The organism is Neorhizobium tunisiense (assembly GCF_039631515.1).
In the GTDB taxonomy this organism is placed as follows: domain Bacteria; phylum Pseudomonadota; class Alphaproteobacteria; order Rhizobiales; family Rhizobiaceae; genus Neorhizobium.
The window spans coordinates 1479668-1500637 of the sequence record NZ_JBDIUU010000001.1 but is presented as its reverse complement, the minus strand read 5'-3'; the positions used below and the strand labels follow the sequence as shown (position 1 = coordinate 1500637).

Annotated in this window: 23 protein-coding genes and 1 pseudogene; 6 read left to right on the top strand and 18 right to left on the bottom strand. The window is 61.7% G+C overall.

The genetic code is table 11. The features are described 5' to 3' along the window. Positions 1-8 precede the first annotated feature (8 nt). The 3 genes from ABCW43_RS07945 (at position 9) to ABCW43_RS07935 (ending at position 4107) form a co-directional block, all read left to right on the top strand. Positions 9-458 (top strand): PTS sugar transporter subunit IIA, encoded by a 450-nt coding sequence (locus tag ABCW43_RS07945; RefSeq protein ID WP_345922878.1) that lies wholly within the window; start codon positions 9-11, stop codon positions 456-458. 113 nt (positions 459-571) lie between these two features. Beyond that, positions 572-2479 carry a sensor domain-containing diguanylate cyclase gene (locus tag ABCW43_RS07940; protein ID WP_345922877.1) on the top strand — a complete coding sequence of 636 codons (1908 nt, stop codon included), beginning with the start codon at positions 572-574 and terminating at the stop codon, positions 2477-2479. A 167-nt stretch (positions 2480-2646) separates the two neighbouring features. Continuing rightward, positions 2647-4107 carry an MDR family MFS transporter gene (locus tag ABCW43_RS07935; RefSeq protein ID WP_345922876.1) on the top strand — a complete coding sequence of 487 codons (1461 nt, stop codon included), beginning with the start codon at positions 2647-2649 and terminating at the stop codon, positions 4105-4107. 88 nt (positions 4108-4195) lie between these two features. Here the strand turns inward: ABCW43_RS07935 and msrA are convergent, their stop codons facing one another. The 5 genes and pseudogenes from msrA to ABCW43_RS07910 form a co-directional block, all read right to left on the bottom strand. Further along, the gene (gene msrA / locus ABCW43_RS07930; protein ID WP_345922875.1) at positions 4196-4924 is read right to left on the bottom strand and encodes a peptide-methionine (S)-S-oxide reductase MsrA; all 729 of its coding nucleotides are present in this window, start codon (positions 4922-4924) and stop codon (positions 4196-4198) included. A gap of 43 nt (positions 4925-4967) precedes the next feature. Then, complete coding sequence (gene msrB, locus ABCW43_RS07925; RefSeq protein ID WP_345922874.1) at positions 4968-5462, bottom strand: peptide-methionine (R)-S-oxide reductase MsrB; 495 nt, start codon at positions 5460-5462, stop codon at positions 4968-4970. A 162-nt stretch (positions 5463-5624) separates the two neighbouring features. Continuing rightward, positions 5625-8018: a phosphoketolase family protein gene (locus ABCW43_RS07920; protein ID WP_345922873.1), complete on the bottom strand. Its 2394-nt coding sequence runs from the start codon at positions 8016-8018 to the stop codon at positions 5625-5627. Between the two features lie 64 nt (positions 8019-8082). Further along, a complete protein-coding gene (locus tag ABCW43_RS07915; RefSeq protein WP_345922872.1) occupies positions 8083-9267 on the bottom strand; it encodes an acetate/propionate family kinase in 1185 nt (394 codons plus the stop codon). Continuing rightward, positions 9264-10205: pseudogene (locus ABCW43_RS07910) on the bottom strand (bifunctional enoyl-CoA hydratase/phosphate acetyltransferase); the annotation flags it as partial. The gene ABCW43_RS07915 and the pseudogene ABCW43_RS07910, both read right to left, overlap by 4 nt. 309 nt (positions 10206-10514) lie before the next feature. Here ABCW43_RS07910 and ABCW43_RS07905 point away from each other — a divergent pair. Next, on the top strand, positions 10515-12029 hold the full coding sequence (locus ABCW43_RS07905; protein ID WP_345922871.1) for a bifunctional aminoglycoside phosphotransferase/ATP-binding protein: 1515 nt from the start codon (positions 10515-10517) through the stop codon (positions 12027-12029). A gap of 49 nt (positions 12030-12078) precedes the next feature. On the opposite strand, the gene adhP is transcribed toward ABCW43_RS07905, so the two are convergent. Next, on the bottom strand, positions 12079-13107 hold the full coding sequence (gene adhP, locus ABCW43_RS07900) for an alcohol dehydrogenase AdhP (protein WP_345922870.1): 1029 nt from the start codon (positions 13105-13107) through the stop codon (positions 12079-12081). A 216-nt stretch (positions 13108-13323) separates the two neighbouring features. Between adhP and ABCW43_RS07895 the strand changes: the two genes are divergently transcribed. After that, the gene (locus ABCW43_RS07895; RefSeq protein ID WP_345922869.1) at positions 13324-13767 is read left to right on the top strand and encodes a hypothetical protein; all 444 of its coding nucleotides are present in this window, start codon (positions 13324-13326) and stop codon (positions 13765-13767) included. Positions 13768-13894: 127 nt separating this feature from the next. Here the strand turns inward: ABCW43_RS07895 and ABCW43_RS07890 are convergent, their stop codons facing one another. The 10 genes from ABCW43_RS07890 to ABCW43_RS07845 form a co-directional block, all read right to left on the bottom strand. Further along, positions 13895-14158: a DUF1488 family protein gene (locus tag ABCW43_RS07890; RefSeq protein WP_345922868.1), complete on the bottom strand. Its 264-nt coding sequence runs from the start codon at positions 14156-14158 to the stop codon at positions 13895-13897. 76 nt (positions 14159-14234) lie between these two features. After that, positions 14235-14378, bottom strand: coding sequence for a hypothetical protein (locus ABCW43_RS07885; RefSeq protein WP_345922867.1), 144 nt, complete (start codon positions 14376-14378; stop codon positions 14235-14237). 197 nt (positions 14379-14575) lie between these two features. Beyond that, positions 14576-14866 (bottom strand): hypothetical protein, encoded by a 291-nt coding sequence (locus ABCW43_RS07880; RefSeq protein WP_345923409.1) that lies wholly within the window; start codon positions 14864-14866, stop codon positions 14576-14578. A 139-nt stretch (positions 14867-15005) separates the two neighbouring features. Beyond that, positions 15006-16046 (bottom strand): fatty acid desaturase, encoded by a 1041-nt coding sequence (locus ABCW43_RS07875; RefSeq protein ID WP_345922866.1) that lies wholly within the window; start codon positions 16044-16046, stop codon positions 15006-15008. Between the two features lie 86 nt (positions 16047-16132). Continuing rightward, positions 16133-16513, bottom strand: coding sequence for a DUF6481 family protein (locus ABCW43_RS07870; RefSeq protein WP_345922865.1), 381 nt, complete (start codon positions 16511-16513; stop codon positions 16133-16135). 180 nt (positions 16514-16693) lie between these two features. Beyond that, positions 16694-16903: a cold-shock protein gene (locus tag ABCW43_RS07865; protein ID WP_037085395.1), complete on the bottom strand. Its 210-nt coding sequence runs from the start codon at positions 16901-16903 to the stop codon at positions 16694-16696. Between the two features lie 284 nt (positions 16904-17187). Further along, a complete protein-coding gene (locus ABCW43_RS07860; protein WP_345922864.1) occupies positions 17188-18003 on the bottom strand; it encodes a transglutaminase-like domain-containing protein in 816 nt (271 codons plus the stop codon). A gap of 75 nt (positions 18004-18078) precedes the next feature. Continuing rightward, positions 18079-18975, bottom strand: coding sequence for a transglutaminase family protein (locus ABCW43_RS07855; protein WP_345922863.1), 897 nt, complete (start codon positions 18973-18975; stop codon positions 18079-18081). 176 nt (positions 18976-19151) lie between these two features. Next, positions 19152-19397 carry a hypothetical protein gene (locus ABCW43_RS07850; protein WP_037085404.1) on the bottom strand — a complete coding sequence of 82 codons (246 nt, stop codon included), beginning with the start codon at positions 19395-19397 and terminating at the stop codon, positions 19152-19154. A gap of 74 nt (positions 19398-19471) precedes the next feature. Further along, on the bottom strand, positions 19472-19654 hold the full coding sequence (locus ABCW43_RS07845; RefSeq protein WP_210010737.1) for a hypothetical protein: 183 nt from the start codon (positions 19652-19654) through the stop codon (positions 19472-19474). Between the two features lie 330 nt (positions 19655-19984). Between ABCW43_RS07845 and ABCW43_RS07840 the strand changes: the two genes are divergently transcribed. Beyond that, positions 19985-20212: a hypothetical protein gene (locus ABCW43_RS07840; RefSeq protein ID WP_345922862.1), complete on the top strand. Its 228-nt coding sequence runs from the start codon at positions 19985-19987 to the stop codon at positions 20210-20212. A 146-nt stretch (positions 20213-20358) separates the two neighbouring features. Here ABCW43_RS07840 and ABCW43_RS07835 read toward each other — a convergent pair whose 3' ends face one another. Continuing rightward, the gene (locus ABCW43_RS07835) at positions 20359-20499 is read right to left on the bottom strand and encodes a hypothetical protein (protein WP_167551667.1); all 141 of its coding nucleotides are present in this window, start codon (positions 20497-20499) and stop codon (positions 20359-20361) included. Positions 20500-20607: 108 nt separating this feature from the next. Beyond that, complete coding sequence (locus ABCW43_RS07830) at positions 20608-20862, bottom strand: hypothetical protein (RefSeq protein WP_345922861.1); 255 nt, start codon at positions 20860-20862, stop codon at positions 20608-20610. Positions 20863-20970: the final 108 nt, after the last annotated feature.

Below are 20970 nucleotides of genomic sequence, written 5' to 3'. Positions count from 1 at the left end.
TATGACCCATGAGACTGCGTGACTACCTCCCGCCCGAGAACATCGTGCTCGATCTGGCACCGCCGTCCAAGGCGATCCTGATCAAGCAGCTTTCCATGCTCGCCGCTGAGCGGCTGGCGCTGGATGCGGGCGATATCGCTCGGGTGCTGACCAACCGGGAAAATCTGGGGTCCACCGGCATCGGCGCCGGAATTGCCATCCCGCATGCGGGCATCAGCGGCATCGACCGGCATTTCTGCCTGTTCGCCCGGCTTGCAGATCCGATCGATTTCGAGGCGGTGGACGACGAACCGGTCGATCTTGTATTCCTGCTCCTCGCTCCGGAAGCCCGTCCGGATCACCTGAACGTCCTCGCCTGTATCGCGCGGTGCGTGCGCGATGAGGAGGCCGCTGCAGCCATACGTCGTGCGACGACACCGCAGGATGTCTATTTGTGGCTCTGCCCCGTAAATGCATGATTAAAATGTGGATACGTTGGTTTAGGCGAACGTAAACAACTTTTCCCTAACGTCCCCCGACTGGCGGATCGCGACTCCTGAGCCGCCCTTTTGCGTCGGTTTGGGAGAGAGAGATGACTGGTGCGATCAAATACCTGCCGGCCAGGACGTTCGTTGCTGTCGCATTTGCGGTTTTTGGCTTTGTGGGACTGATCGTCTGGGGAGAGTATTCGAGCTGGAGATCCCAGGTTGCCCGCATCGAGGCGGACTTGATGCAGACGGCCAAGGCGCTGGTGCAGCATGCCGATGATACGGTCGATATGGCAAAGTTCCCGCTGGCTGCCCTGATCACCCAGATCGAGCAGGAACGCGGCGGACCGGGCATGCCGGCAAAACTCACCCAGGTGATGAGGCGCCAGGTGGATACGACCCCTTGGCTTGGCGCTCTTGCCGTCATCGATGCCGACGGAAAAATGGTCGCAACATCGTCGCGCATCGACGCTGGCGCTGCGAATTTTTCAGACAGGGAATATTTCGTATTCCACCAGTCTTCCGACACGCTGGAACCCGTTTTGGGCAGGCCGTTGAAGAATAAGCTGTCCGGTCAGTGGATATTGCCGGTCACCCAAAGGATCAACAATCCGGACGGAAGTTTCGGTGGAGTTGCGCTCGCGGCCTTCATCCTCACCGAACTGACCAATTTCTTTCAGGGTTTCAGCCTCGGCAGCGAGGGCTCGTTCCTGTTGGTCCGCCGCGACGGCGTCGTACTGGCGCGCGCGCCATTCCTCCAGACACTGCTCGGGTCGAGCATATCCTCCGACGATCTCTTCACGACCCACCTTCGCCAACGACATTCCGGCTCCTATCACTTCGTCTCGTCGATAGACGATACGCAACGCATCGGCGGCTTTTATCAGAGCGAGCGCAGCGGAATGGTAGGGCTTGCTGCCGTGTCTCAGTCCGAAGCTCTGGCGACCTGGATGAAGGGCGCGCGGATACGCTGGATGTCCTGTTTCGTCCTGGTGGCGATTACCGGTTTCCTGGTTTGGCGCTGGCGGCGGCAGATTATGTTGCGGCGGGCGAGCGAAGCGCTGCTGGTGGCGCGCGAGGCGGAATTCCGCCTGCTTGCGGAAGGTTCGGCCGATCTGATCCAGCGCTTCAACGGCCATGGGATCAGGGAATATCTGTCGCCATCCGTCCGGGAGATATTCGGTGTCGACGCCGAGGCGATGCTTGGCACCCATATTCTCGAGAACCTGCATGAGGACGACCACGACGCCGTCACCCAGGTGATGACCCGATTGCGGGAAGGGTCGACCAGGGAAAATATGATCGTCCGGCGCAAGCGGGCCGACGGCAGGCAGATCTGGCTCGAAACCACGCTGAACAGGCTGCCGGGCGGCACTGGCGGCACCGATATCCGCATCGTTGCCGTCACACGCGACGTTACGCGCCAGAAGAACCTCCAGGAAGAGCTGGACGCGCTTGCCAATACCGACGAGCTCACCCAACTCGCCAATCGCCGCTCCTTCAACATTCATTTCGAGGACATGGTGCTGCAGGCCGCACAACAGCGCACGCCGCTTTCCGTTCTGATGATCGACGCCGACCGCTTCAAGTTCTTCAACGATACCTATGGCCACGCCGCCGGCGACGACTGTCTGCGTGCGATTGCGAATGTCGTGCGCGGCTCGATTCTTCGGTCGAAGCATCTTGCCGCCCGTTATGGCGGCGAGGAATTCGCCGTCCTCCTGCCGGATACGAACGGTGCCGGCGCATTGAAGGCAGCGGAAAACATCCGCCAGCGCGTCGCCGGTCTTCAATTGCCGCATGAGAAGAATCCTCCCTGGGGCTATGTGACGATCAGCATCGGCACCGCCACCTTCCATCCCGCAAGGGGTGATAGGCTGACCACCGCGGAGCTGTTCGAGCGCGCCGACCATGCGCTCTACCGGGCGAAGAACAGCGGCCGCAATCGGGTCGCGGCTGCCGAGCAAGAGGCGGCCATGGCAACCGGCCGACCGGATATCAAGTCCGTTTGAGCTGCCCGCCACGGTCAAGGGCTCGTCACATCCTTGATAAATGCCAGATTTCGCGCTTGACGCCCGCCGGCAGGGGGATACTAAGAAACATTCCCCGCCGACGGCCGTTTTGACCGCCGAACATCCATCCCTTTCGTGTTCGCCGTTCGGCGCCCGCAGGTAAATCCATGACCAATCCAAGCTCCAACCGGGCGCTCGTCATTGCGGCCGTCATGGCAAGCATGGCGATGATCGCAATCGAGGCGACCATCGTTTCGACGGCCATGCCGCAGATCGCCGCCCAGCTCGGTCAGTTGAACCTCTATAGCTGGGTCTTCTCCTCCTTCCTGCTGGCACAGACGGCGACGACCGTGGTGTTCGGCAAGCTCTCCGATATCTACGGCCGCAAGCCGATCATTCTGCTCGGCACGGCAATCTTCCTGATCGCCTCCATTCTCGCAGGTTTTGCCTGGTCGATGCCGTCGATGATTGCCTTCCGGCTGCTGCAGGGTATCGGTGCCGGCGCGATCCAGCCGGTCATCATGACCGTCGTCGGCGATCTGTATCCCGGGGCGGAGCGTGGCAAGGTTCAGGGTTATCTGGCCAGCGTCTGGGCGCTTTCGGCCGTCCTCGGGCCCCTACTCGGCAGCGTCATCGTCCACAGCCTGCCCTGGGCCTGGGTGTTCTGGATCAACGTGCCGATCGGTATCATGTCGGCGGTCGGCTTCATCGTCTATCTGCACGAAGAAAAGAAGAGCCGCACGGCATCCATCGATTTCCTCGGTGCGGGCCTCTTTGCGGTGGCCATCTCCGCGCTGATGATCGCGCTCACCGAAACCGAAGGCGCCACCGGTTACCTGTTCGTTTCGCTGGCAATCTTCCTCGTCAGTTTCGTGCTGTTCATCTGGCAGGAGCGGCGTGCGCCGGCCCCGATGGTTTCCCTGGAGCTCTGGCTGAAGCGGCCGATCGCCTTCGCCAATACGGCGGTCTTTTTGTCCAGCATGGCGATCATGGGGCTGACGACCTTCCTGCCGATGTACGTGCAGACGGTGCTCAACCGATCTCCGCTGGTGGCCGGATTCACGCTGACCATGCTGCTGGTCGGCTGGCCGAGCGGCGGGACGTTCGCCTCGCGGATGTTCCCGCGCTTCGGACTGCGGCCGCTGATGATCGCCGGCAGCATCTTCGTTCCGGTGGGGGCGTTTCTCCTGGTGCTGCTGACGCCGGAAAGCTCGCCCGTCCAGGCCGGCACCGGCTCCCTGCTGATGGGCTTCGGCATGGGCCTGCTCAATATTTCCGGCCTGGTGATCATCCAGGACAATGTCGGCTGGTCCGAACGCGGCAGCGCGACCGCTTCCAACGTCTTTTCCCGCAATCTCGGCAGCACGCTCGGTGCAGCACTTCTGGGCGCCGTGCTGAGTTACGGCCTTGCCAATTCCGTCTCGGGACCGATTACCTCCGATGAATTGCGCGATCTCTTGCAGGGGGTCGGCGGTGGGCTTGCAGCCGACTCGCCGATCCGGTTTGCGCTTCAGCATGCGCTGCACATGACCTTCATCGCCATGTTCCTGATCACAGCCCTGATCGTCGCCGCCTGCCTCTGCGTGCCGAGCGTCGCGCGGCGCACCGAGGCCGCGCAGGAAAGCTGAGGCTCTCGAGACGGCCGATATCGCCGGGCGGCGGCGATATCGTTTGGCGGCGCCGCATGCCCCGCCTGCGGAATTCTGTCCTCAAATCTCAGTTGCCGATGCCGGCCTGCGCGACCAGGACCGGTTTGTCGCGGTAGTCGCTCGGGAACAGCTTCTTGAGGTTCTCGATCTTCGGCAGGTCGTTATAAACGATATAGGGATAGGTCGGGTTCTGCGTTAGGAAGTCCTGGTGATAGGCTTCCGCCGGATAAAAGGCCTTGCCGGGCTCGATGGTCGTGGCGATCGGCCCACGGAAGACCTTGGCCTTGTTCAGCTGGTCGATATAGGCCTTGGCGATGCGGGCCTGTTCCTCGCTGGTCGGGAAGACTGTCGAGCGGTACTGCGGGCCCGTGTCCGGACCCTGGCGGTTGAGCTGGGTCGGATCGTGGGCGACGGAGAAATAGATCTGCAGCAGATGCCCGTAGGTGACCTTCTTCGGATCGAAGGTCACCCGGACCGATTCCGCGTGGCCGGTCTTGCCGTAACCGACCGTCTCGTAAACGGCGGTCTCCTTGGCGCCGCCGGCATAACCGGAAACGGCGTTCTTGACGCCTTCGACATGCTGGAACACGCCCTGGACGCCCCAGAAACAGCCGCCGGCGAAGATGGCGGTTTCGGTAGCAGCCGTGCTCGCCGCCTGGTCGATGGCGGGCGCGGGGATGGCGATTCCCTCCTCGGCCGTGGCGCTGGTGGTCGCGCCGACCGTCAGGCCGGCCAAAATCAGCGCTGCGCCGGCAAAGGCGGTGAGAGTGTAGGGTGTCTTCGCTCTGTTTTTCATGGCGGTCTCCTCAACCGAAGTGAATGAAGGATAGGGCAGCGGATCAGGCCGATGCCGGACTGAATTTCATGACCGTGCCGTTGATGCAGTAGCGCAGGCCGGTCGGCTTCGGTCCGTCGTTGAAGACATGGCCGAGATGGCCGCCGCAGCGGGCGCAGTTGACGGCGACGCGGACCATGCCGAGCGTCGTGTCGCGCACCGTGCCGACGGCATTGTCGAGCGGCGCCCAGAAGCTCGGCCAGCCGGTGCCGCTTTCGAATTTCGTCTCCGAGGAGAAAAGCGCCTGGTCGCAGCCGACGCAGGCGAACGTGCCTTTGCGGTGCTCGTTGAGAAGCGGGCTGCTGCCGGGATATTCGGTGCCTTCCTCGCGCAGGATATTGTACTGTTCCGGCGTTAGCAGCTTGCGCCACTCGTCCGCGGTATGGGTCACGGGGAAAGTTTTTCCGGCGGCCGCAAGCGTCGACCGGATGCTTGTTGCGAGAGGGATTGCGGCGAGCGCCAGGGCGCTGCCTGCCAGGAATATGCGTCTGTTGATCATGATGGGGCCTCCCGGTCCATAATCTGCTTTCCTGCATGATTACGGAAGAGGCGGGCGATGGGTTACACACATCGCCGCGAAACACCGAAACGTGATCCCGGCTCCAAGTCTGAACGCCATGAAGGCCCTGAAGCCGAAGGCAGGGCCTTCATGATTGCGGCGTCAGCGCGCCGGCCATTTCCAGTTCTGGATTTCCGGCATGTCCTCGCCATGTTCGCGGACATAACGGGTGTGTTCGCCAAGCTTTCCCTTCAGCATCTCGATCACGCCGGCCGCCTTCTCCTTTAGTCCCGGCACCCGCTGGATCGCCTCGATGGCGAGGTGGAAGCGGTCGAGTTCGTTCAGCACCGTCATGTCGAAGGGTGTCGTCGTCGTGCCCTCCTCGATGAAGCCGCGCACATGGATGTTCCGGTGGTTGGTGCGTTTATAGGTCAGCCGGTGGATGAGATAGGGATAACCGTGATAGGCGAAGATCACCGGCCGGTCGGTCGTGAACAGCCGGTCGAATTCCTCGTCGGGCAGGCCGTGCGGGTGCTGGTCCTGAGACTGCAGGGCGAGCAGATCGACGACGTTGACGACACGGATCCTCAAATCGGGGATCGCCTCGCGTAACAGCGAAACCGCAGCGAGCGTCTCCAGGGTCGGCACGTCGCCCGCACAGGCCATCACCACGTCGGGCTCGACCGGACCGCTCTCGTTGCTCGCCCAGTCCCAGATGCCGATGCCGGCCTCGCAATGCTTGATCGCCTCGTCCATCGTCAGCCATTGCGGCTCGGGCTGTTTGCCGGCGACGATGACGTTGACGCGGTCCCAGGTCTTCAGGCAGTGGTCGCTGATCCACAGCAGCGTATTGGCATCCGGCGGCAGATAGATGCGCACGATATCCGCCTTCTTGTTGGCGACGAGATCGACGAAACCGGGATCCTGGTGGGAAAAGCCGTTATGGTCCTGCCGCCAGACATGCGAGGTCAGCAGGTAGTTGAGCGACGATACGGGCTTCCGCCACGGCAGCTCGCGCGACACTTTCAGCCACTTGGCGTGCTGGTTGAACATCGAATCGACGATGTGGATGAAGGCTTCGTAGCACGAGAAGAAACCGTGCCGGCCGGTGAGCAGGTAGCCCTCCAGCCAGCCCTGGCAAAGATGCTCTGACAGCACTTCCATCACCCGGCCGTCGCGCGACAGATGCACGTCGTATGGCTCGATCTTCTCCATCCAGACACGGTCGGTGACCTCGAAGACATTGCCGAGCCGGTTCGATTCCGTTTCGTCGGGACCGAAGATGCGGAAGTTGGAATTGATGTCGTTGAGCTTCAGCACGTCGCGCAGATATCTGCCGAGGATTTCCGTCGTCTGGACCATGTCGGCACCTCGTGTCTTCACGGGCACCGCATAGTCGCGGATGTCGGGCACGATAAGTTCCTTGCGCAGCAGGCCGCCATTGGCATGCGGGTTGGCACCCATGCGGCGCTCGCCGCCGGGCGAGAGCGCCCGCAACTCCTCCTTCAGCCGGCCATTGCCGTCGAAGAGGTTTTCCGGATCGTAGCTTCGCATCCAGTCCTCGAGGATCTTCCGGTGATCGTCGTTTTCGCGGCAGCCGGAGACAGGCACCTGGTGGGCGCGCCAGAAATCCTCGACTCGTTTGCCGTCGACTTCCTTGGGGCCGGTCCAGCCTTTCGGGCTGCGCAGCACGATCATCGGCCAACGCGGGCAGGTATCGGAGGTCTTTCCTTGGCGCGCTTCGCTCTGGATCGCGCGGATGCGGTCGAAGACCTTATCGAGCGTGGCAGCCATCTGCCGGTGCATCTTCTCCGGCTCGTGCCCTTCGACGAAGAAAGGTTCGTAGCCGTGGCCGTGGAAAAGATGCTCGAGATCCTCGTCCGCCATGCGGCCGAGCAGCGTCGGGTTGGCGATCTTGTAGCCGTTGAGATGCAGGATCGGCAGCACCGCGCCGTCGCGGGCGGGGTTCAGGAACTTGTTCGATTGCCAGCTCGCGGCAAGCGGCCCGGTCTCGGCCTCTCCGTCGCCGACGACGCAGGCGACGACCAGGTCCGGATTGTCGAAGGCCGCACCATAGGCATGCACCAGCGCATAGCCGAGTTCACCGCCTTCATGGATGGAGCCGGGCGTTTCCGGCGCCGCGTGGCTGGGAATTCCGCCCGGGAACGAGAACTGCCGAAACAGTCTTCGCATGCCGTCGGCATTCTCGCCGATATCCGGATAGATCTCGCTATAGGTGCCCTCGAGATAGGTGCTGGCGACCATGCCCGGCCCGCCATGGCCGGGACCGCAGACATAGATCATGCTGAGATCGCGGTTGCGGATGATCCGGTTGAGATGCGCGTAGATGAAGTTGAGGCCGGGCGTCGTGCCCCAGTGGCCGAGCAGGCGCGGCTTGATATGCTCCGGCTTCAGCGGCTCCTTCAAGAGCGGATTGTCGAGAAGGTAGATCTGCCCGACGGACAGATAGTTCGCCGCCCGCCAGTAGCGGTCGATGAGCGCCAGTTCCTCCGTCGTCGTCTCATGGTTTTCCGGCACGATGGTGTTGAGCTGCATCTCATTCTCCTTCGATGGGTCAGCCACATCTACCGCGGGCTTCCACCCGGGCTCATGACATGGATCAAGGCTGCGCATTGAGTACGGCGAGGCATTCCTCCGCGATCATCCGCTCCTCGTCGGTCGGAATGACATAAACCGCGACGCGGCTTGCGGGCGTGCTGATCTTCAGCGCGTTGCTGTCGTTGGCGGCCGCGTCCAGTTCGACGCCGAGCCAGAGCAGGCGGTCGGCGACGCGCGTCCTGACCTCCGGCTGGTTCTCGCCTATGCCGGCTGTAAAGACGAGGGCGTCCAGGCCTCCAAGCGTCGCCGTAAGCCGGCCGACCTCGCCGGCGATCCTGAGCGCGAAGAGGTCGATCGCCTCCCGTGCCTCCTTACTGCCGTCCTCGAAGAGTTCGCGGATATCGCCGCTCAGCCCCGAAACGCCGAGCAGGCCGGACTGATGATAGAGCATATCCTCCACCTCCTCGATCGATTTGCCGCGAGGGCCGAGCAGATGCAGAAGCACGCCGGGATCGAGCCAACCGGGCCGGGTCGCCATGGGAATACCGTCGAGCGTGGAAAAACCCATGCTGGAATCGCGGCTCCTTCCGTTCTCGATGGCGCACAGGCTGGCGCCGCTGCCGAGATGGGCGATGACGACTTTATCGTCGGCGACATCAGGCGCCTTCCCGGCAAGTGCCCCGGCCACGTACCGGTAGGAGAGCCCGTGGAAACCGTACCGTTTGATGCCCTGGTCATGGTAGGCGCGGGGAATGGCGAGACGCCGCACGAGATCGGACTGTGTGGCATGGAAGGTGGTGTCGAAGGAGCCGGTCTGGAAAAGCGCCGGGCGCAGGTGCTTGACGGCCCTGATCATTCGTAGAGCCTGTGGTTGATGCAGCGGCGCCAGTTCCGTCAAAGACCGGATCTTGACGAGCGCCTCGACCGTCAATTCCACCGGGCCGTCGAAGACGTCGCCGCCATGGACGATCCGGTGGCCGGCAGAGTTGACGGCATCGAGGTCGAAATGTGTGCCCAGTTCCCGGAACACCTCGTCCATCAGCTCGGCGAGATCGTCGCCGGCCTCGCCCTTGAGCGGCAGTTCAAACTGCTGCGGGCCTTCTTTCAGATGCAGCGTCAGCGGATAGGTTCCGAAGTCGACGACTGCCTTGCCGATCCGTTCCGGCCTGTCGCCGTCCACTTTGAATATGCCGATCTTCACGGTCGAAGAGCCGGTATTGAACGTCAGGAGAAGGTTGTCCGTCATAGAGGCATCCTTGCTTCAAGTCGTTTCGCAGCAGCCAGCCTCGCAAGAGCGGCGGATGCCGTTCGAACCTTGGCCGGATCTGCACGGCTTGTCAGTATGATAGGGACCCGGGCGCCGAGGACCAGTCCTGCGGCGTCTGCACCGGCGAAATAAATGAGCTGCTTGGCGAGCATGTTGCCGGCTTCGAGATCGGGAACCAGCAGGATATCCGCCCGGCCCGCGACCGGAGAGGCGATGCACTTCGCCTGCGCGGCCTCGATGCTGATCGCATTGTCGAAGGCGAGGGGGCCATCGACGATCGCCCCTTCGATCTGCCCGCGCGCGGCCATGACCGTGAGGGCGGCGGCGTCCAGCGTCGAGGGCATCCGGCTGTTGACCGTCTCGACGGCGGCAAGCACCGCCACCAGCGGCTTTGCGACACCGAGAAGATGCATGAGATCGACGGCGTTCTGGCAGATGTCGCGCTTCTGATCAAGATCCGGCTGGATGTTGATGGCCGCGTCGGTGACGACCAACAGCTTGTCGTAGGCCGGAATGTCCATGACATAGACATGGCTCATGCGCCGCCCGGTCTTCAGTTTCGATGCCGGCGCGACGACCGCCGAAAGCAGCTCGTCGCTGTGCAGGCTGCCTTTCATCAGGGCGGCCACCTTGCCCGTGGAGGCGAGTTCGACCCCGCGCTCGGCTGCCGCATGGCTATGCTCGACAGGCTCGATGTCGATCCCGGCAAGCGACAGTCCGGCGGCATCCGCTATTGCCCTGATCTTGTGTTCCGGCCCGACCAGGACCGGATCGAGAAGGCCCTGTTCCTTCAGCTCCACCGCGGAGCGCAGGGTTTCCGTCGAACACGGATGAACCACCGCCGTCCGCATCGCCGGCAGTGAAATCGCGTCGCGGATGATGGCCTCGTAACGGCCGTGAGGTCTGAGTGTCATCTCCACAGGATGCCTTTGCTCGTCGTATCGGGTTTCCCCATCGCTTTTGGATCGCAACCGAAGGCGTCGCCTTGACGCAGCGCAATGCCCCGCCCGCCGTCATCAAGGATTCGTCTTTGCGATACAGGCTGAGGAAACGGCACATGGAGACACGCAATATCGCAGGCAGCTGTGAACCCCACCGAGATTGAAACCGAACTGGACGATCTTTAACGCAACCGGTGTCGTGCTCGCCCGTTGACCGATATCAAGGTCCAGGAGGCCGTTGAATGGCCTCTTGGTCGACAGAGGCGGCAGAGCAGGAGACCGGATATGGCGATTGACGATCAAGGCGGCAGCATTGCCCTTCTGGCCGACCCGGCATCCTACGAAGTTGCAGGCCCCGTCGAGCGGATCGAGACGCATATCTCCATGATCTTCCTCGTCGGCGACCGGGTCTACAAGCTGAAGAAGGCGCTGAAGCTGCCCTATGTCGATTTCTCGACGCCCACGATCCGCGAGGATGCCTGCCGCAAGGAGGTTGCGCTGAATAGCGAGACGGCTCCCGGCCTCTATATCGGCGTGCGGCGTATCACCCGCTCCGACGCCGGGACACTGGAGTTCGACGGCGAAGGACCGCTCGTCGATGCCGTCGTCGAGATGAGCCGGTTCGAGCAGAACCAGCTCTTCGACCGCATGGCGGTTGCGGGCCGGCTGACGCCGGAACTGATGACGCAGACCGCCCGGATGATCGCATTCTACCATCACCGGGCACCGGTCGTCTCAAAGGGAGGTGGGGCGGCCAATATCGAAGCCGTTCTCGATATCAACGATGCCGGATTTGCCACCAGCCATGTCTTCGGCCCGGCGGAGCTGGCCAAGATTAGCGGGAGCTTTCGGTCCCGGCTCCTGCAACACAGCGAACTTCTCGACCGGCGCGCTCTGGCGGGCAGGGTCCGCCGCTGCCACGGCGATCTTCATTTGCGCAATATCTGCCTGCTGGGCGGCAAGCCATGCCTGTTCGATTGCATCGAATTCAATCTCGGGATCGCCACCGTTGATGTCCTCTACGACCTCGCCTTCCTGCTGATGGATCTCTGGCACCGCGGTTTTCCCGATCTCGCCAATCTGGTGATGAACCGTTATTTGGATGAAACCGATGACGAGGACGGGTTCTGTCTCCTGCCGTTCTTGATGGCGATCAGGGCGGCGGTCCGCGCGCATGTGACGGCGACGCAGGCTGAGGAACCGGGGCAGGATGCAGCCAGGCTGGCGAGCGAGGCGAGGTCCTATTTCGATCTCGCCCATGCGCTCCTTTGGGATACACCGCCGCGCCTCATCGCGATCGGTGGCCTCAGCGGTTCCGGCAAGACGACGGTCGCGGATCACCTGGCCGCCAAGGTCGGGGCGCCTCCGGGTGCCAGGATCGTCGAAAGCGACCGAATCCGCAAAGCCCTGCATGGTGTTTCGGCCGAGACGAGGCTTCCGGTTTCCGCCTATCAACCCGACGTATCGAAAAAGGTCTATCGCGAGATGGCGAGGCACGCGGAGCTGATCCTTGCCGAGGGCGGATCCGTCGTTGCCGACGCGGTTTTCGACGATCCGGCCAACCGGCTCCTCATCGAGGATGCTGCCGCGAGGTCTGGGGCAGGCTTTCAGGGTATCTGGCTCGAGGCTGACCCGGAACTGCTCTGGCAGCGGGTTCGAGAGCGGGCGGGAGGCCCTTCGGACGCGACCACGGACGTGCTGTCGGGCCAATTGGCCCGCAAACCCACCGATATAGCCTGGAGGCTTCTCGACGCATCGAAAGCGCCTGACGCGATCGCCGCCGCGATCCTGCAGAATTGACTTCCGCGCCGGGCGTGTGTCGCCCGACGCGGAAGGGAGATCGGGACGCTTAGGAGAAATCCAGCACCATGCGCCCGTCGATCTTGCCGTCCTTCAGGCGCGTAAAGATATCGTTGATGTCTTCGAGCCGCGCCTTATGGATTTCCGCCTTGACCTTGCCTTCCGTGGCGAAGGCGATTGCTTCGTCGAGATCACGCCTTGTCCCGACGATCGAACCGCGCACGGTGATGCGTTTCAACACCACGTCGAAAATCGGCGTCGGGAATTCGCCGGGCGGCAGGCCGACCAGGCTGACGGTTCCCTTGCGCCGGACCATCCGGATCGCCTGCGAGAAAGCTGGAGGCGAGACGGCGGTGACCAGCACCCCATGCGCGCCTCCGCCGGTTGCTTTCAGCGTCTCCTCCACCGCATTCAGCGAGCGGGCGTCCACGGCAAGATCGGCGCCAAGATTTCGGGCAAGCGCCAGCTTCTCCGGGCTGACGTCCAGTGCCACGACATGCAGCCCCATCGCCTTGGCATATTGGACCGCCACATGCCCCAGCCCGCCGATGCCGGAGATCGCCACCCATTCGCCGGGTTTCGCCTCGGTCTCCTTGAGCCCCTTATAGGTGGTGACGCCGGCGCAGAGGATCGGCGAGATCGCCGCGAAATCGACGTCCTGGGGCAGCCTTGCGGCAAAGGCAGCGGAGGCGATGACATATTCCGCAAAGCCGCCATTGCAGCTGTAGCCCGTATTGTGCTGATGTTCGCAAAGCGTCTCCCAGCCGGTCTCGCAATATTCGCAGCTAAGGCACGCATCGTGCAGCCACGCGACGCCCACCGCATCGCCTTCCTTCAATCCCGTCACCCCAGGTCCAAGCTCGGCAACGATGCCGGCCGCTTCATGCCCGGGAATGAACGGTGGGCTCGGCTTGACGGGCCAGTCGCCGTCGGCCGCATGAAGGTCGGTGTGGCACACGCCGCAGGCCATGACTTTGACAAGGATTTCGCCGGGTCCTGGAACAGGCACCTGGACGCACTCGATCGCGAGCGGCTTGCCGAATTGGCGCACAACGGCGGCTTTCATCGTTCGGGTCATCTTCGTCTCCTTGTTGTGGAAAGCATCAGTGCGCGAAGAGATATCCCGGCCCCGGGGGTCGTTTCATTGACCCAGCGCAAGCGGAGGCGGATGGCCTTGGCCCCGCACCCGTTGACGCGCGTCAATGCCGGCGGCGCTGACGACGTTAGAACCTGAGAGCTTAGGTAGCCGGCCCTGAGTGGCCTCACGGGCCTCTGATGGAGGGAGGATATGGAGATGGACTATGACGTGGGTGTCCTGGACGCGGCGGATGTCTATCGTGCTTTCGCGGTTGTCCAGTTGGTCATGTCGGGCCTGGATCTGCAGACGTGGAAACGGCTGACGGCTTCGGCCTCGTTGCGTCGCGATTGGCTGGCCGTTACGGACGCGCAAGGATATGTCCGCGGCCTTTGCCACGTCTTTGCCCGCGAGCATCCGGTTTACGGGCGCCAGCTCGAAATACCGGTTTTTGCATCCATTGGCCTCGTCGATGACCAGGGTGTTGCGAAACGGCTTTTCGAATACGCCAAGCTGCGCGCAAAACTGGATGGGTGCGAAAAGGTCCATTTCTGGTCTTCAGCGTCGAAGGATTGCTATAGCCTTGATACACTCCGGGACGCAGGTCCCTGGGACGATGGATTGATCTATGATCTGAGCACCGACCGCGGCACCGTTCACTGACGGGGCTTGCAATGAAGGATGCGGGTGGTCTGCATCGAAAATGATTTGGGCGCGCTGTCGCGCGTTCACTTCGACATCCGGAGGCGATAGTCCGTCCCGCGTCAGGCGCATTCGGCCCCAACCTGGATCAGCCGAGGTCGGCCGCCGTCAGGGTATAGGTGGTGCCCCGACTAGGACGATACGCCTTCATTGCTGCATCCTGAATACTGGATCGGGCTGCATCGAAAGCCCTGAGGTAATCGGCCTCGGACATGCCCGTCGCACTGCTATCGGCGAGCGCTTTGGCTTCCACGAAAAACCTGACCTCGAACATGCCGTCATAACCCAGGAAACGAACGACCTTGCGCGCTTCGTCAAAACTGCGGCTTCTGTTCGGAAATATCAGGGTCATGATGGTTTCAGTTCAAGATGGAAGGCATTTCTCTTGGAAACGGCATTCCGGGTTTCTGATGATGCGTATTGCCGTGTCAGAACAGATCGCGAAGCAGGATGTAGAGAATGAATGCCATGGATAGCCCCGGCACGACCATGCGGAACAGACCGCCGTAGCCTGCCCGATGTAATTGCGGGCCTGTCTGGGAAGAAGGTTGGATTCGCCTGATGGAAGACATGTCGTCCTCCTCGTTAGGGCCAGGGCTCACGCCCTTGATCGCAGCGCCCGTTCTGAATCTGCTACCTGCACCCAATATGGGTCGAACGCGAGCAAATACAAGGGGGAGGTCTCTCCGCTCGTCAAGAGTTGAGAGATCCGCCGCCGCATTTCATGTAGTCCGGCTGCCTGCCTATTTGGGCGGCGTGGCGCTGTCGGTTATTTGTTCTTCAGAAGCCACATTTTGCCGGCCATGGTGATCCCATGCGCGGATTCCTCCGCCGGGATATCCTCGTTGAGGATACGCAGAAGGCCGTATTCCCGCAGTTCATTCAAGGTCGTGGTCGTCAGGAACTTGATCTTCTGCGGCCGTTCCTTGAACCGGTCGTTCCGCGCATAGGTCACGACCGCATTCAGGTGTGTCCACTTCTTGGCTTCCTGCGGAAACAGGTCACCATCCTTGGCGAGCTTCAGGCCCCTGATCTGGGTCGGCGTCAGCTCGACGGTCAGCGCATGCGCCGCAGGCGTCGGGGTTGCGGTCGTTTTGGTGTTCTCGGTCGTGTTCAATGTTCGGTCCTTGATCGGTACGGAGGTAGTCTTAGTGCATTCGCTGCGCAGGCGGTGGTTTCGGCCCTGCAGATTGCATCGGTTAGGAAGGCTTTGCCGCCTTGGCGGCATCGCGAAACGACAGGAGCTTTCGGCTCTTTTCGTCCCAGAGCACGAGCTTGACGCATTGGATGCTCTGCCAAAGCGTTATGCGGCCGATGCCGGCAAGCTCGGGGTGATCGCGCAGCACTTCGGGCAGCCGGTAATAGGGGATACGGCTCGACAGGTGATGGACGTGGTGGATGCCGATATTGCCGGTCAGCCAACGCAGCGCCAACGGCAGATCGTAATGGGATGCGCCGTGAAGGGCTGCCTCCGGAAACTGCCATTCCTCGGTCTTCGCCCAATGGGTTTCCTCGAACTGATGCTGGACGTAGAAGAGCCACACGCCGGCGGCCCCCGCGATCAGCACGATCGGCAGATGGACCAGCAGGAAGGGCACGAGCCCGATCGCCCATATCATCAGGGCCGCCAGAATGGCGACCACGAGATTGGTCGCCATCGTCGAAATCCAGGGCAGGGAGCCCGACTTCATCATTCCGAACGGCAGGCGCTGCTTGAAGAGGAAAAGCCAGGCGGGTCCGATGCCGAACATCACCAGCGGGTGGCGATAAAGCCGGTAGGCAAGCCGGCGCGACCAGGGCAGGGCCTGATATTCGTCGATCGTCAGCGTGGTGATGTCCCCGATGCCGCGCTCATCGAGGTTGCCGGCCGAGGCGTGATGGGCGGCATGCGCCCGGCGCCAGTAATCATAAGGCGTCAGGGTCAGCACTCCGAGCACTCGCCCGGTCCAGTTGTCGAGACGCCGGCGGGCGAAGAACGAGCCGTGGCCGCAATCGTGCTGGATCATGAACAGCCGCAACAGAAAGGCCGCGGCCGGAAGGACGAGGATCAAGCCGATCGGGTAGCCCAGGAAAACCGAAACATAGGCGCCGGCCCAGAAGGCGGCGAACGGCAGCACTGTGACAAGCAGTTCGAAGGTGCTGCGTCCAAAACGCGGCTGCCGGTATTTCGAAAGAATCTTGAGCCAGGCACCGATATCGTCTTCGACGACGGGCGCAATCGCATGGGCTGTGGCGTTCATGGAAATCGATCCACCTTTTTGGCCTCGGCATGCGGCTCGCCCGAAGCGGGATGTGCCTGCACGTCCTCAGGCACATGCCTCAAATATCAGCCCTGACGGGCCTTGCGTGCAGCGTAACGACGATCGCGCTCCGCCTTGCGGGCGGCTTCATCGGCGATGACCCGGGCAACCCGGTCGTTGGTTTCCGCTTGCCGGGCCTCGGCCTCGGCCTTTTCATGGGCTTCCGCAGCTGCGGCCAGTGCGGCAGCTTCCTGGAGCTGGCGCTCGTTCTCGGCAGCCTTCTGGGCCTCGCGCTCGGCGCGGCGGGCTTCCCTCGCGGCCGCAATGGCCTCGCGCTCGGCGCGGCGTTCCTGCATGGCGGGATCTGTCGGCTTGGGGGCGGTCGCAAACTTTGCCAAAAGCTCGCGCTTAGCATCCGCTGCGGTTTTGCGGCGCTCGGCAAAGCTGTTGTCGTTCGGGTGTCTCAATGTATCGTCCTTGTCAGATTTGAACTGTTGCGGTCGAAACGAATATCGCGCCTAGCGGGAGGTCGTGCAGATATTCGCGTCAGCCAGTTTCCTCAACGGAAAAAGGCCAGACATACGCCTGGCCTTCACATACCTTTTGCCGCCATGCCAGTACATCCGTGGTCATGGGAGGCTAAAGTTTTAGGCAGCCTGAAGCTGTCCTGCCGACATCTTGCCGGACTTGCGGTCACGCTCGAGTTCAAAGCCAAGCTTCTGGCCTTCAACGATCGAGCTCATGCCAGCGCGTTCGACGGCGGAGATGTGAACGAAGACGTCGGCGCTGCCGTCGTCAGGCTGAATGAAGCCGAAGCCCTTGGTGGCATTGAACCATTTAACTGTGCCAGTGGCCATAACGAACCCTTTCATAGCAACATTGATAAACCGCCGGGCGACGCACGGCGGGTGTTTCGACTTTTGAGAGGGAAAGTTCGTCAAGAAGCGCAAAGCGCAGCAAAAACAAAGATCGGCAAACAAAGTATCGATGTCCTCTACCTACCGTATCGGGATTGAAGTGTCAACTTTTTGTTTTGAGATTCGCGAAATACACAACCATGAGTAGTTTTTCTGGCCGGCGAACGAATATCAGCGGTACCCGCATCGAGGTCCCGCGGGTCGGCAGTCCGACAGCTTGAGATCTAGTCGGCGGTCGGTATTTCTTCGGTCGTCACTTCGAAAGAAGACAGGATTGCCGGGCCGAACGCGGTCGAAAGCGCCACGTCCGTCGCATCCCGCCCGGTGGCCATCAGGATCCGCCCGATACGCGGTTTGTTGTGGCGGGCATCGACCGTATTCCAGCGACCACCGAGATAGACCTGGAACCAGGCGCTGAAATCCATCGGATTGACATCCACCGGGACGCCGATATCGCCGAGATAGCCGGTGCAGTAACGCGCCGGGATGTTCATGCAGCGGCAAAGCGTGATGGCGAGATGCGCGAAGTCGCGGCAGACGCCCGTGCGGTCGGTAAATCCTCCGAAGGCCGTCCGCAGCGGATCCGCGTTCTGGTAGTTGAAGGTGATGTGGTTGTGGGTAAAGTCGAGGATCGCCTGTACCCGCGGCCAGCCGAGAGGCGTTGCGGAAAATGTCTTCCAGGCGAAATCCGCCAGGCGGTCGGTGTCGCAGTAGCGGCTGCCGAGCAGGAAGACCAGCACATCGTCCGGCAGATCCTTGATGTCGTGTTGAAAGGCGTTTTCCGGCACGGGGTCGGGCATGCCGTCGTCGTAGATCTCGAATTCCGTCGAGATCGTTGTCAGCCCCGGCGGCGCGACGATCCGGCTGCATGCGTTTCCGAAGCTGTCGAGATAGCTCCAGGCCTCGATCGGCCGATCGAAACTCAGTACCTGGTCGCTCAAAAGGTCCGCCCGACGCGAGGGATGGATATTGAGGACCAGCAGCATCGCCGTATCGTGCTGGCATTCATACCCTATGCGAAACCCTGCGCGTATCTTCATGGTCGTATCCCTATGGAAAAATTCTCGCCGGAATGGCGGTTCAGCTAAAACGCTCGAACAACCGGGCTGTTCCTGTCACCCATGTAGCTTCACGCTGTCGTCATCGGTCGTCACGTTGACCTGCACGGACATGCCGTCGAAATCGGCCTGGTCGCCATCGTAACTTCCCGACAGCGGGATCGCCTGCCGCGGATCGCGAGCGACACCGACGCGGATCAGGTCGCGATTGCCGACGATGCCATTGGTGGGATCAAATTCCACCCAGCCGGCGCCGGGAAGATAGACCTGGCACCAGGCGTGGGTCGATCCGCCGCCAAGCGTGATCGAACCGTCACGGTCGGGCACGTATATGTATCCGGTGACGAAACGTGCCGCCAATCCGAGCGCCCGCGCCGCCTCCATCATCAGCAGCGCGAAATCACGGCAGGTGCCCCGGCGCAGCTGCAGGGTTTCGAGCGGCGGTTGCGTCCCGTGTTCCGAGCGCCGGGCGTAGATGAGACTTTCGTGGATCGCAAAACACATGGTCATCAGCAGGTGGCCGGTTTCGGTGGGGTGGCCGATCTTGATGAATTGCCGCGCCCATTTGCCGACCCGGTCCTCGGGATCGGGATAGTGGCGCTGGATCGTCCGCTCCAGATCAAAGGCTTCTTCACGATCGTACGCGAAAGGATAGGTGAGAGCTTCATCGTCGATCTGGAAATCGACCGCCGCCTGAGGCGTATGGTCGAGGCGGATATTGGTTTCGAACCGCAGTTCGGAAGAGGCCTTGGATATACCGACGAGCGCGACGCAATTACCGAAGACATCGTGAATCCAACGGACATAGTCCGGCTTCGGGAAAACGTTGAGCTGGGAACTCAGCAACGTCTGGTCAAAACTGTCCCGCGGCCTGAACATAAGCCTGTGTTCGCCGAACTCCACCGGCCTGGTATACCGATAGGAGGTGACATGCCGGACGGAAAATATCGTCATCCAATCACCGCAAAAGCATTAAGGGCGGCATGCGCTGGCGCGGGGCGCCTTATCGCACCCTGCATGGATCACTGCTATAGCAGGCGTCATGCCGGGGCGACAGGAAAAACCGGCCGCGGCCGGTAAAATACGATACCCCCGAACACGGTATCGGACCGCCGGGGGTTGGCGCTGTCTCACTGGTCCCGGCGCTGCAGCGGATAATCGCCGGCGTCGTAGAGCCTCTGTATCTGGGTGCTGTCGAAACGGGCTTCTTCGACCTCGAGAATGGACCCGCGCAACAGGGATGCTGGCATCACCTCGATTGCGAAGCGCAGAGCCTCGGCCACGGTTTCGAACCTCTTGTAGCCAAGCCTGCTCGTTCTCTTCCAGTTTTTGCACGGGTAGAGTCCCGCGCCGGCATTGTAGTTGAAGGCGGCCATGGTGGTGTCCTTGTGGTGGAGGAGATGTGCGTGCGGATGGTCCGAGCGAGCAGCCTCGCCGGAGCGGTCCCATGTCAGGCCGGGTGCAATTGCGACGCGCGCCTCTGGAGGCGTTCCTGCTTCTGGGCGAGCTTGATCTCGCGGCTTCTCAACGCCTGTCTCTGGCGGAATTCCTGCAGCTTGGCAGCATTCGAGCCTTCTTCTGCATCGGGTTTGCGAAACAGATTCTGGGCTGCATTGCGGACAGTATCGATCATTGATGTAACCTTAAAGGGTAGACTGCGGGACGTGGTAACGGCCAACGCAAGAGTTCTCCTGCCGACAGGGCGGAGTTCGACGTTCGCAAAATCAAGGGTGTCGCCAAGCAACCGGCAGGGCCGGAAGGATCAGGTAGCCGAAAAGGCTGAAAACGTGGATCATATATGACGATATAATGCGTCACTTTCAAGACTTGTCTCAAAACGGATAAGCGTGCTTGCCATGCGTGGAAATGAGGCCCATCGTGGCTGGTCGGCTGCAACTGGTAAGGGCGCAGCCGCCTGAGGGACCCGACGCGAGCCCTAGCCCCGACAAGAAGGAGGGGCGCGATGTCTTCACGATCCTCGGATCCGAATTTCCAGCGCTATTTCCAGAAGATGCTGACCAACAGCGGGCCGGAGGCTGAGCAAGCCCCGGAAACCTGCCCTGACGGCCCGGCCCTGCATGCCATCTTCCGGGATATGCTGATCCAGGGGCCACCGCTGACGGGTTCGGACATTTGGCTTGACGGCATCCGCGCCGCCCGCCTTTCGAAAAGGCGCCCAGGTTCCAACTAGATCGGCACCGGCCTTCCCCAGAAACGCCGGCCTTCTCCAGAAACGAGAGGCGGCATGCCTTGTGGCAGAAGCCAGGCAATACGATCGTCCGCAAGGATCAAGACCGTGTCGGAGGCGTCGTGACACGGCGCCTCCTGCTCGGAGTATTATTTCGGCTTCTTCCCCAAGGTGAGGCCGCTGCCGGCGAGCTTGACCTGTGCGCCTGCGGGCGCGGCCGTCACTGCTGCGGTCTTGTCTTTTTTCGGTTTGCGCGTTTCGCGATTACTTCGTACCTGGCCTTTAGCCATTTTGTCCTCCTGGGGCGGCGATGGATGGTGGAGAGTCATGTTCGGCCGACAGGCATGCAAAGCGTGAAATGACGGATATGCGAAACCCTGCCTTTGCCAGCCGACGCATCAAAGCTGCGGTAGTGCGGTATCTCTGTGTTTGCTCAACGAAGCCGATATCGCGGCCCCAAAGCTCTTCTCGGGATGATCGCCAAAACGGGCAAGCATGATGGCAGCCCCCGTTGCGCCGACCCGGCCCGCGACGAGCATGCCGCTTGGCTGCAGACGCTCGTCGAATTGATGGAGTTCGATATTTTCCCGGTATCCGGGGCCGCTGACGCGGACCAGATTGCGGGAGGTGGACTGAGAGAAGTCGGAAGACATAACGTCCTCCTTTCATTGGGGCCAGAGCGTGAAAATCCTGAAGCAGCAGCGCCCTTTATATAGCTGCTGAAGTAGGCATCATGCGCCGGACTTGCGCCAAACGCAATG

What these genes read in the sequence shown, in the direction of transcription:
- ABCW43_RS07945 (WP_345922878.1), top strand. Translation starts at nt 9, where the DNA reads ATGAGACTGCGTGACTACCTCCCGCCCGAGAACATCGTGCTCGATCTG.
- ABCW43_RS07940 (WP_345922877.1), top strand. Translation starts at nt 572, where the DNA reads ATGACTGGTGCGATCAAATACCTGCCGGCCAGGACGTTCGTTGCTGTC.
- ABCW43_RS07935 (WP_345922876.1), top strand. Translation starts at nt 2,647, where the DNA reads ATGACCAATCCAAGCTCCAACCGGGCGCTCGTCATTGCGGCCGTCATG.
- msrA (WP_345922875.1), bottom strand. Translation starts at nt 4,924, where the DNA reads ATGAAAAACAGAGCGAAGACACCCTACACTCTCACCGCCTTTGCCGGC.
- msrB (WP_345922874.1), bottom strand. Translation starts at nt 5,462, where the DNA reads ATGATCAACAGACGCATATTCCTGGCAGGCAGCGCCCTGGCGCTCGCC.
- ABCW43_RS07920 (WP_345922873.1), bottom strand. Translation starts at nt 8,018, where the DNA reads ATGCAGCTCAACACCATCGTGCCGGAAAACCATGAGACGACGACGGAG.
- ABCW43_RS07915 (WP_345922872.1), bottom strand. Translation starts at nt 9,267, where the DNA reads ATGACGGACAACCTTCTCCTGACGTTCAATACCGGCTCTTCGACCGTG.
- ABCW43_RS07905 (WP_345922871.1), top strand. Translation starts at nt 10,515, where the DNA reads ATGGCGATTGACGATCAAGGCGGCAGCATTGCCCTTCTGGCCGACCCG.
- adhP (WP_345922870.1), bottom strand. Translation starts at nt 13,107, where the DNA reads ATGACCCGAACGATGAAAGCCGCCGTTGTGCGCCAATTCGGCAAGCCG.
- ABCW43_RS07895 (WP_345922869.1), top strand. Translation starts at nt 13,324, where the DNA reads ATGGACTATGACGTGGGTGTCCTGGACGCGGCGGATGTCTATCGTGCT.
- ABCW43_RS07890 (WP_345922868.1), bottom strand. Translation starts at nt 14,158, where the DNA reads ATGACCCTGATATTTCCGAACAGAAGCCGCAGTTTTGACGAAGCGCGC.
- ABCW43_RS07885 (WP_345922867.1), bottom strand. Translation starts at nt 14,378, where the DNA reads ATGTCTTCCATCAGGCGAATCCAACCTTCTTCCCAGACAGGCCCGCAA.
- ABCW43_RS07875 (WP_345922866.1), bottom strand. Translation starts at nt 16,046, where the DNA reads ATGAACGCCACAGCCCATGCGATTGCGCCCGTCGTCGAAGACGATATC.
- ABCW43_RS07865 (WP_037085395.1), bottom strand. Translation starts at nt 16,903, where the DNA reads ATGGCCACTGGCACAGTTAAATGGTTCAATGCCACCAAGGGCTTCGGC.
- ABCW43_RS07860 (WP_345922864.1), bottom strand. Translation starts at nt 18,003, where the DNA reads ATGAAGATACGCGCAGGGTTTCGCATAGGGTATGAATGCCAGCACGAT.
- ABCW43_RS07855 (WP_345922863.1), bottom strand. Translation starts at nt 18,975, where the DNA reads ATGACGATATTTTCCGTCCGGCATGTCACCTCCTATCGGTATACCAGG.
- ABCW43_RS07850 (WP_037085404.1), bottom strand. Translation starts at nt 19,397, where the DNA reads ATGGCCGCCTTCAACTACAATGCCGGCGCGGGACTCTACCCGTGCAAA.
- ABCW43_RS07845 (WP_210010737.1), bottom strand. Translation starts at nt 19,654, where the DNA reads ATGATCGATACTGTCCGCAATGCAGCCCAGAATCTGTTTCGCAAACCC.
- ABCW43_RS07840 (WP_345922862.1), top strand. Translation starts at nt 19,985, where the DNA reads ATGTCTTCACGATCCTCGGATCCGAATTTCCAGCGCTATTTCCAGAAG.
- ABCW43_RS07835 (WP_167551667.1), bottom strand. Translation starts at nt 20,499, where the DNA reads ATGGCTAAAGGCCAGGTACGAAGTAATCGCGAAACGCGCAAACCGAAA.
- ABCW43_RS07830 (WP_345922861.1), bottom strand. Translation starts at nt 20,862, where the DNA reads ATGTCTTCCGACTTCTCTCAGTCCACCTCCCGCAATCTGGTCCGCGTC.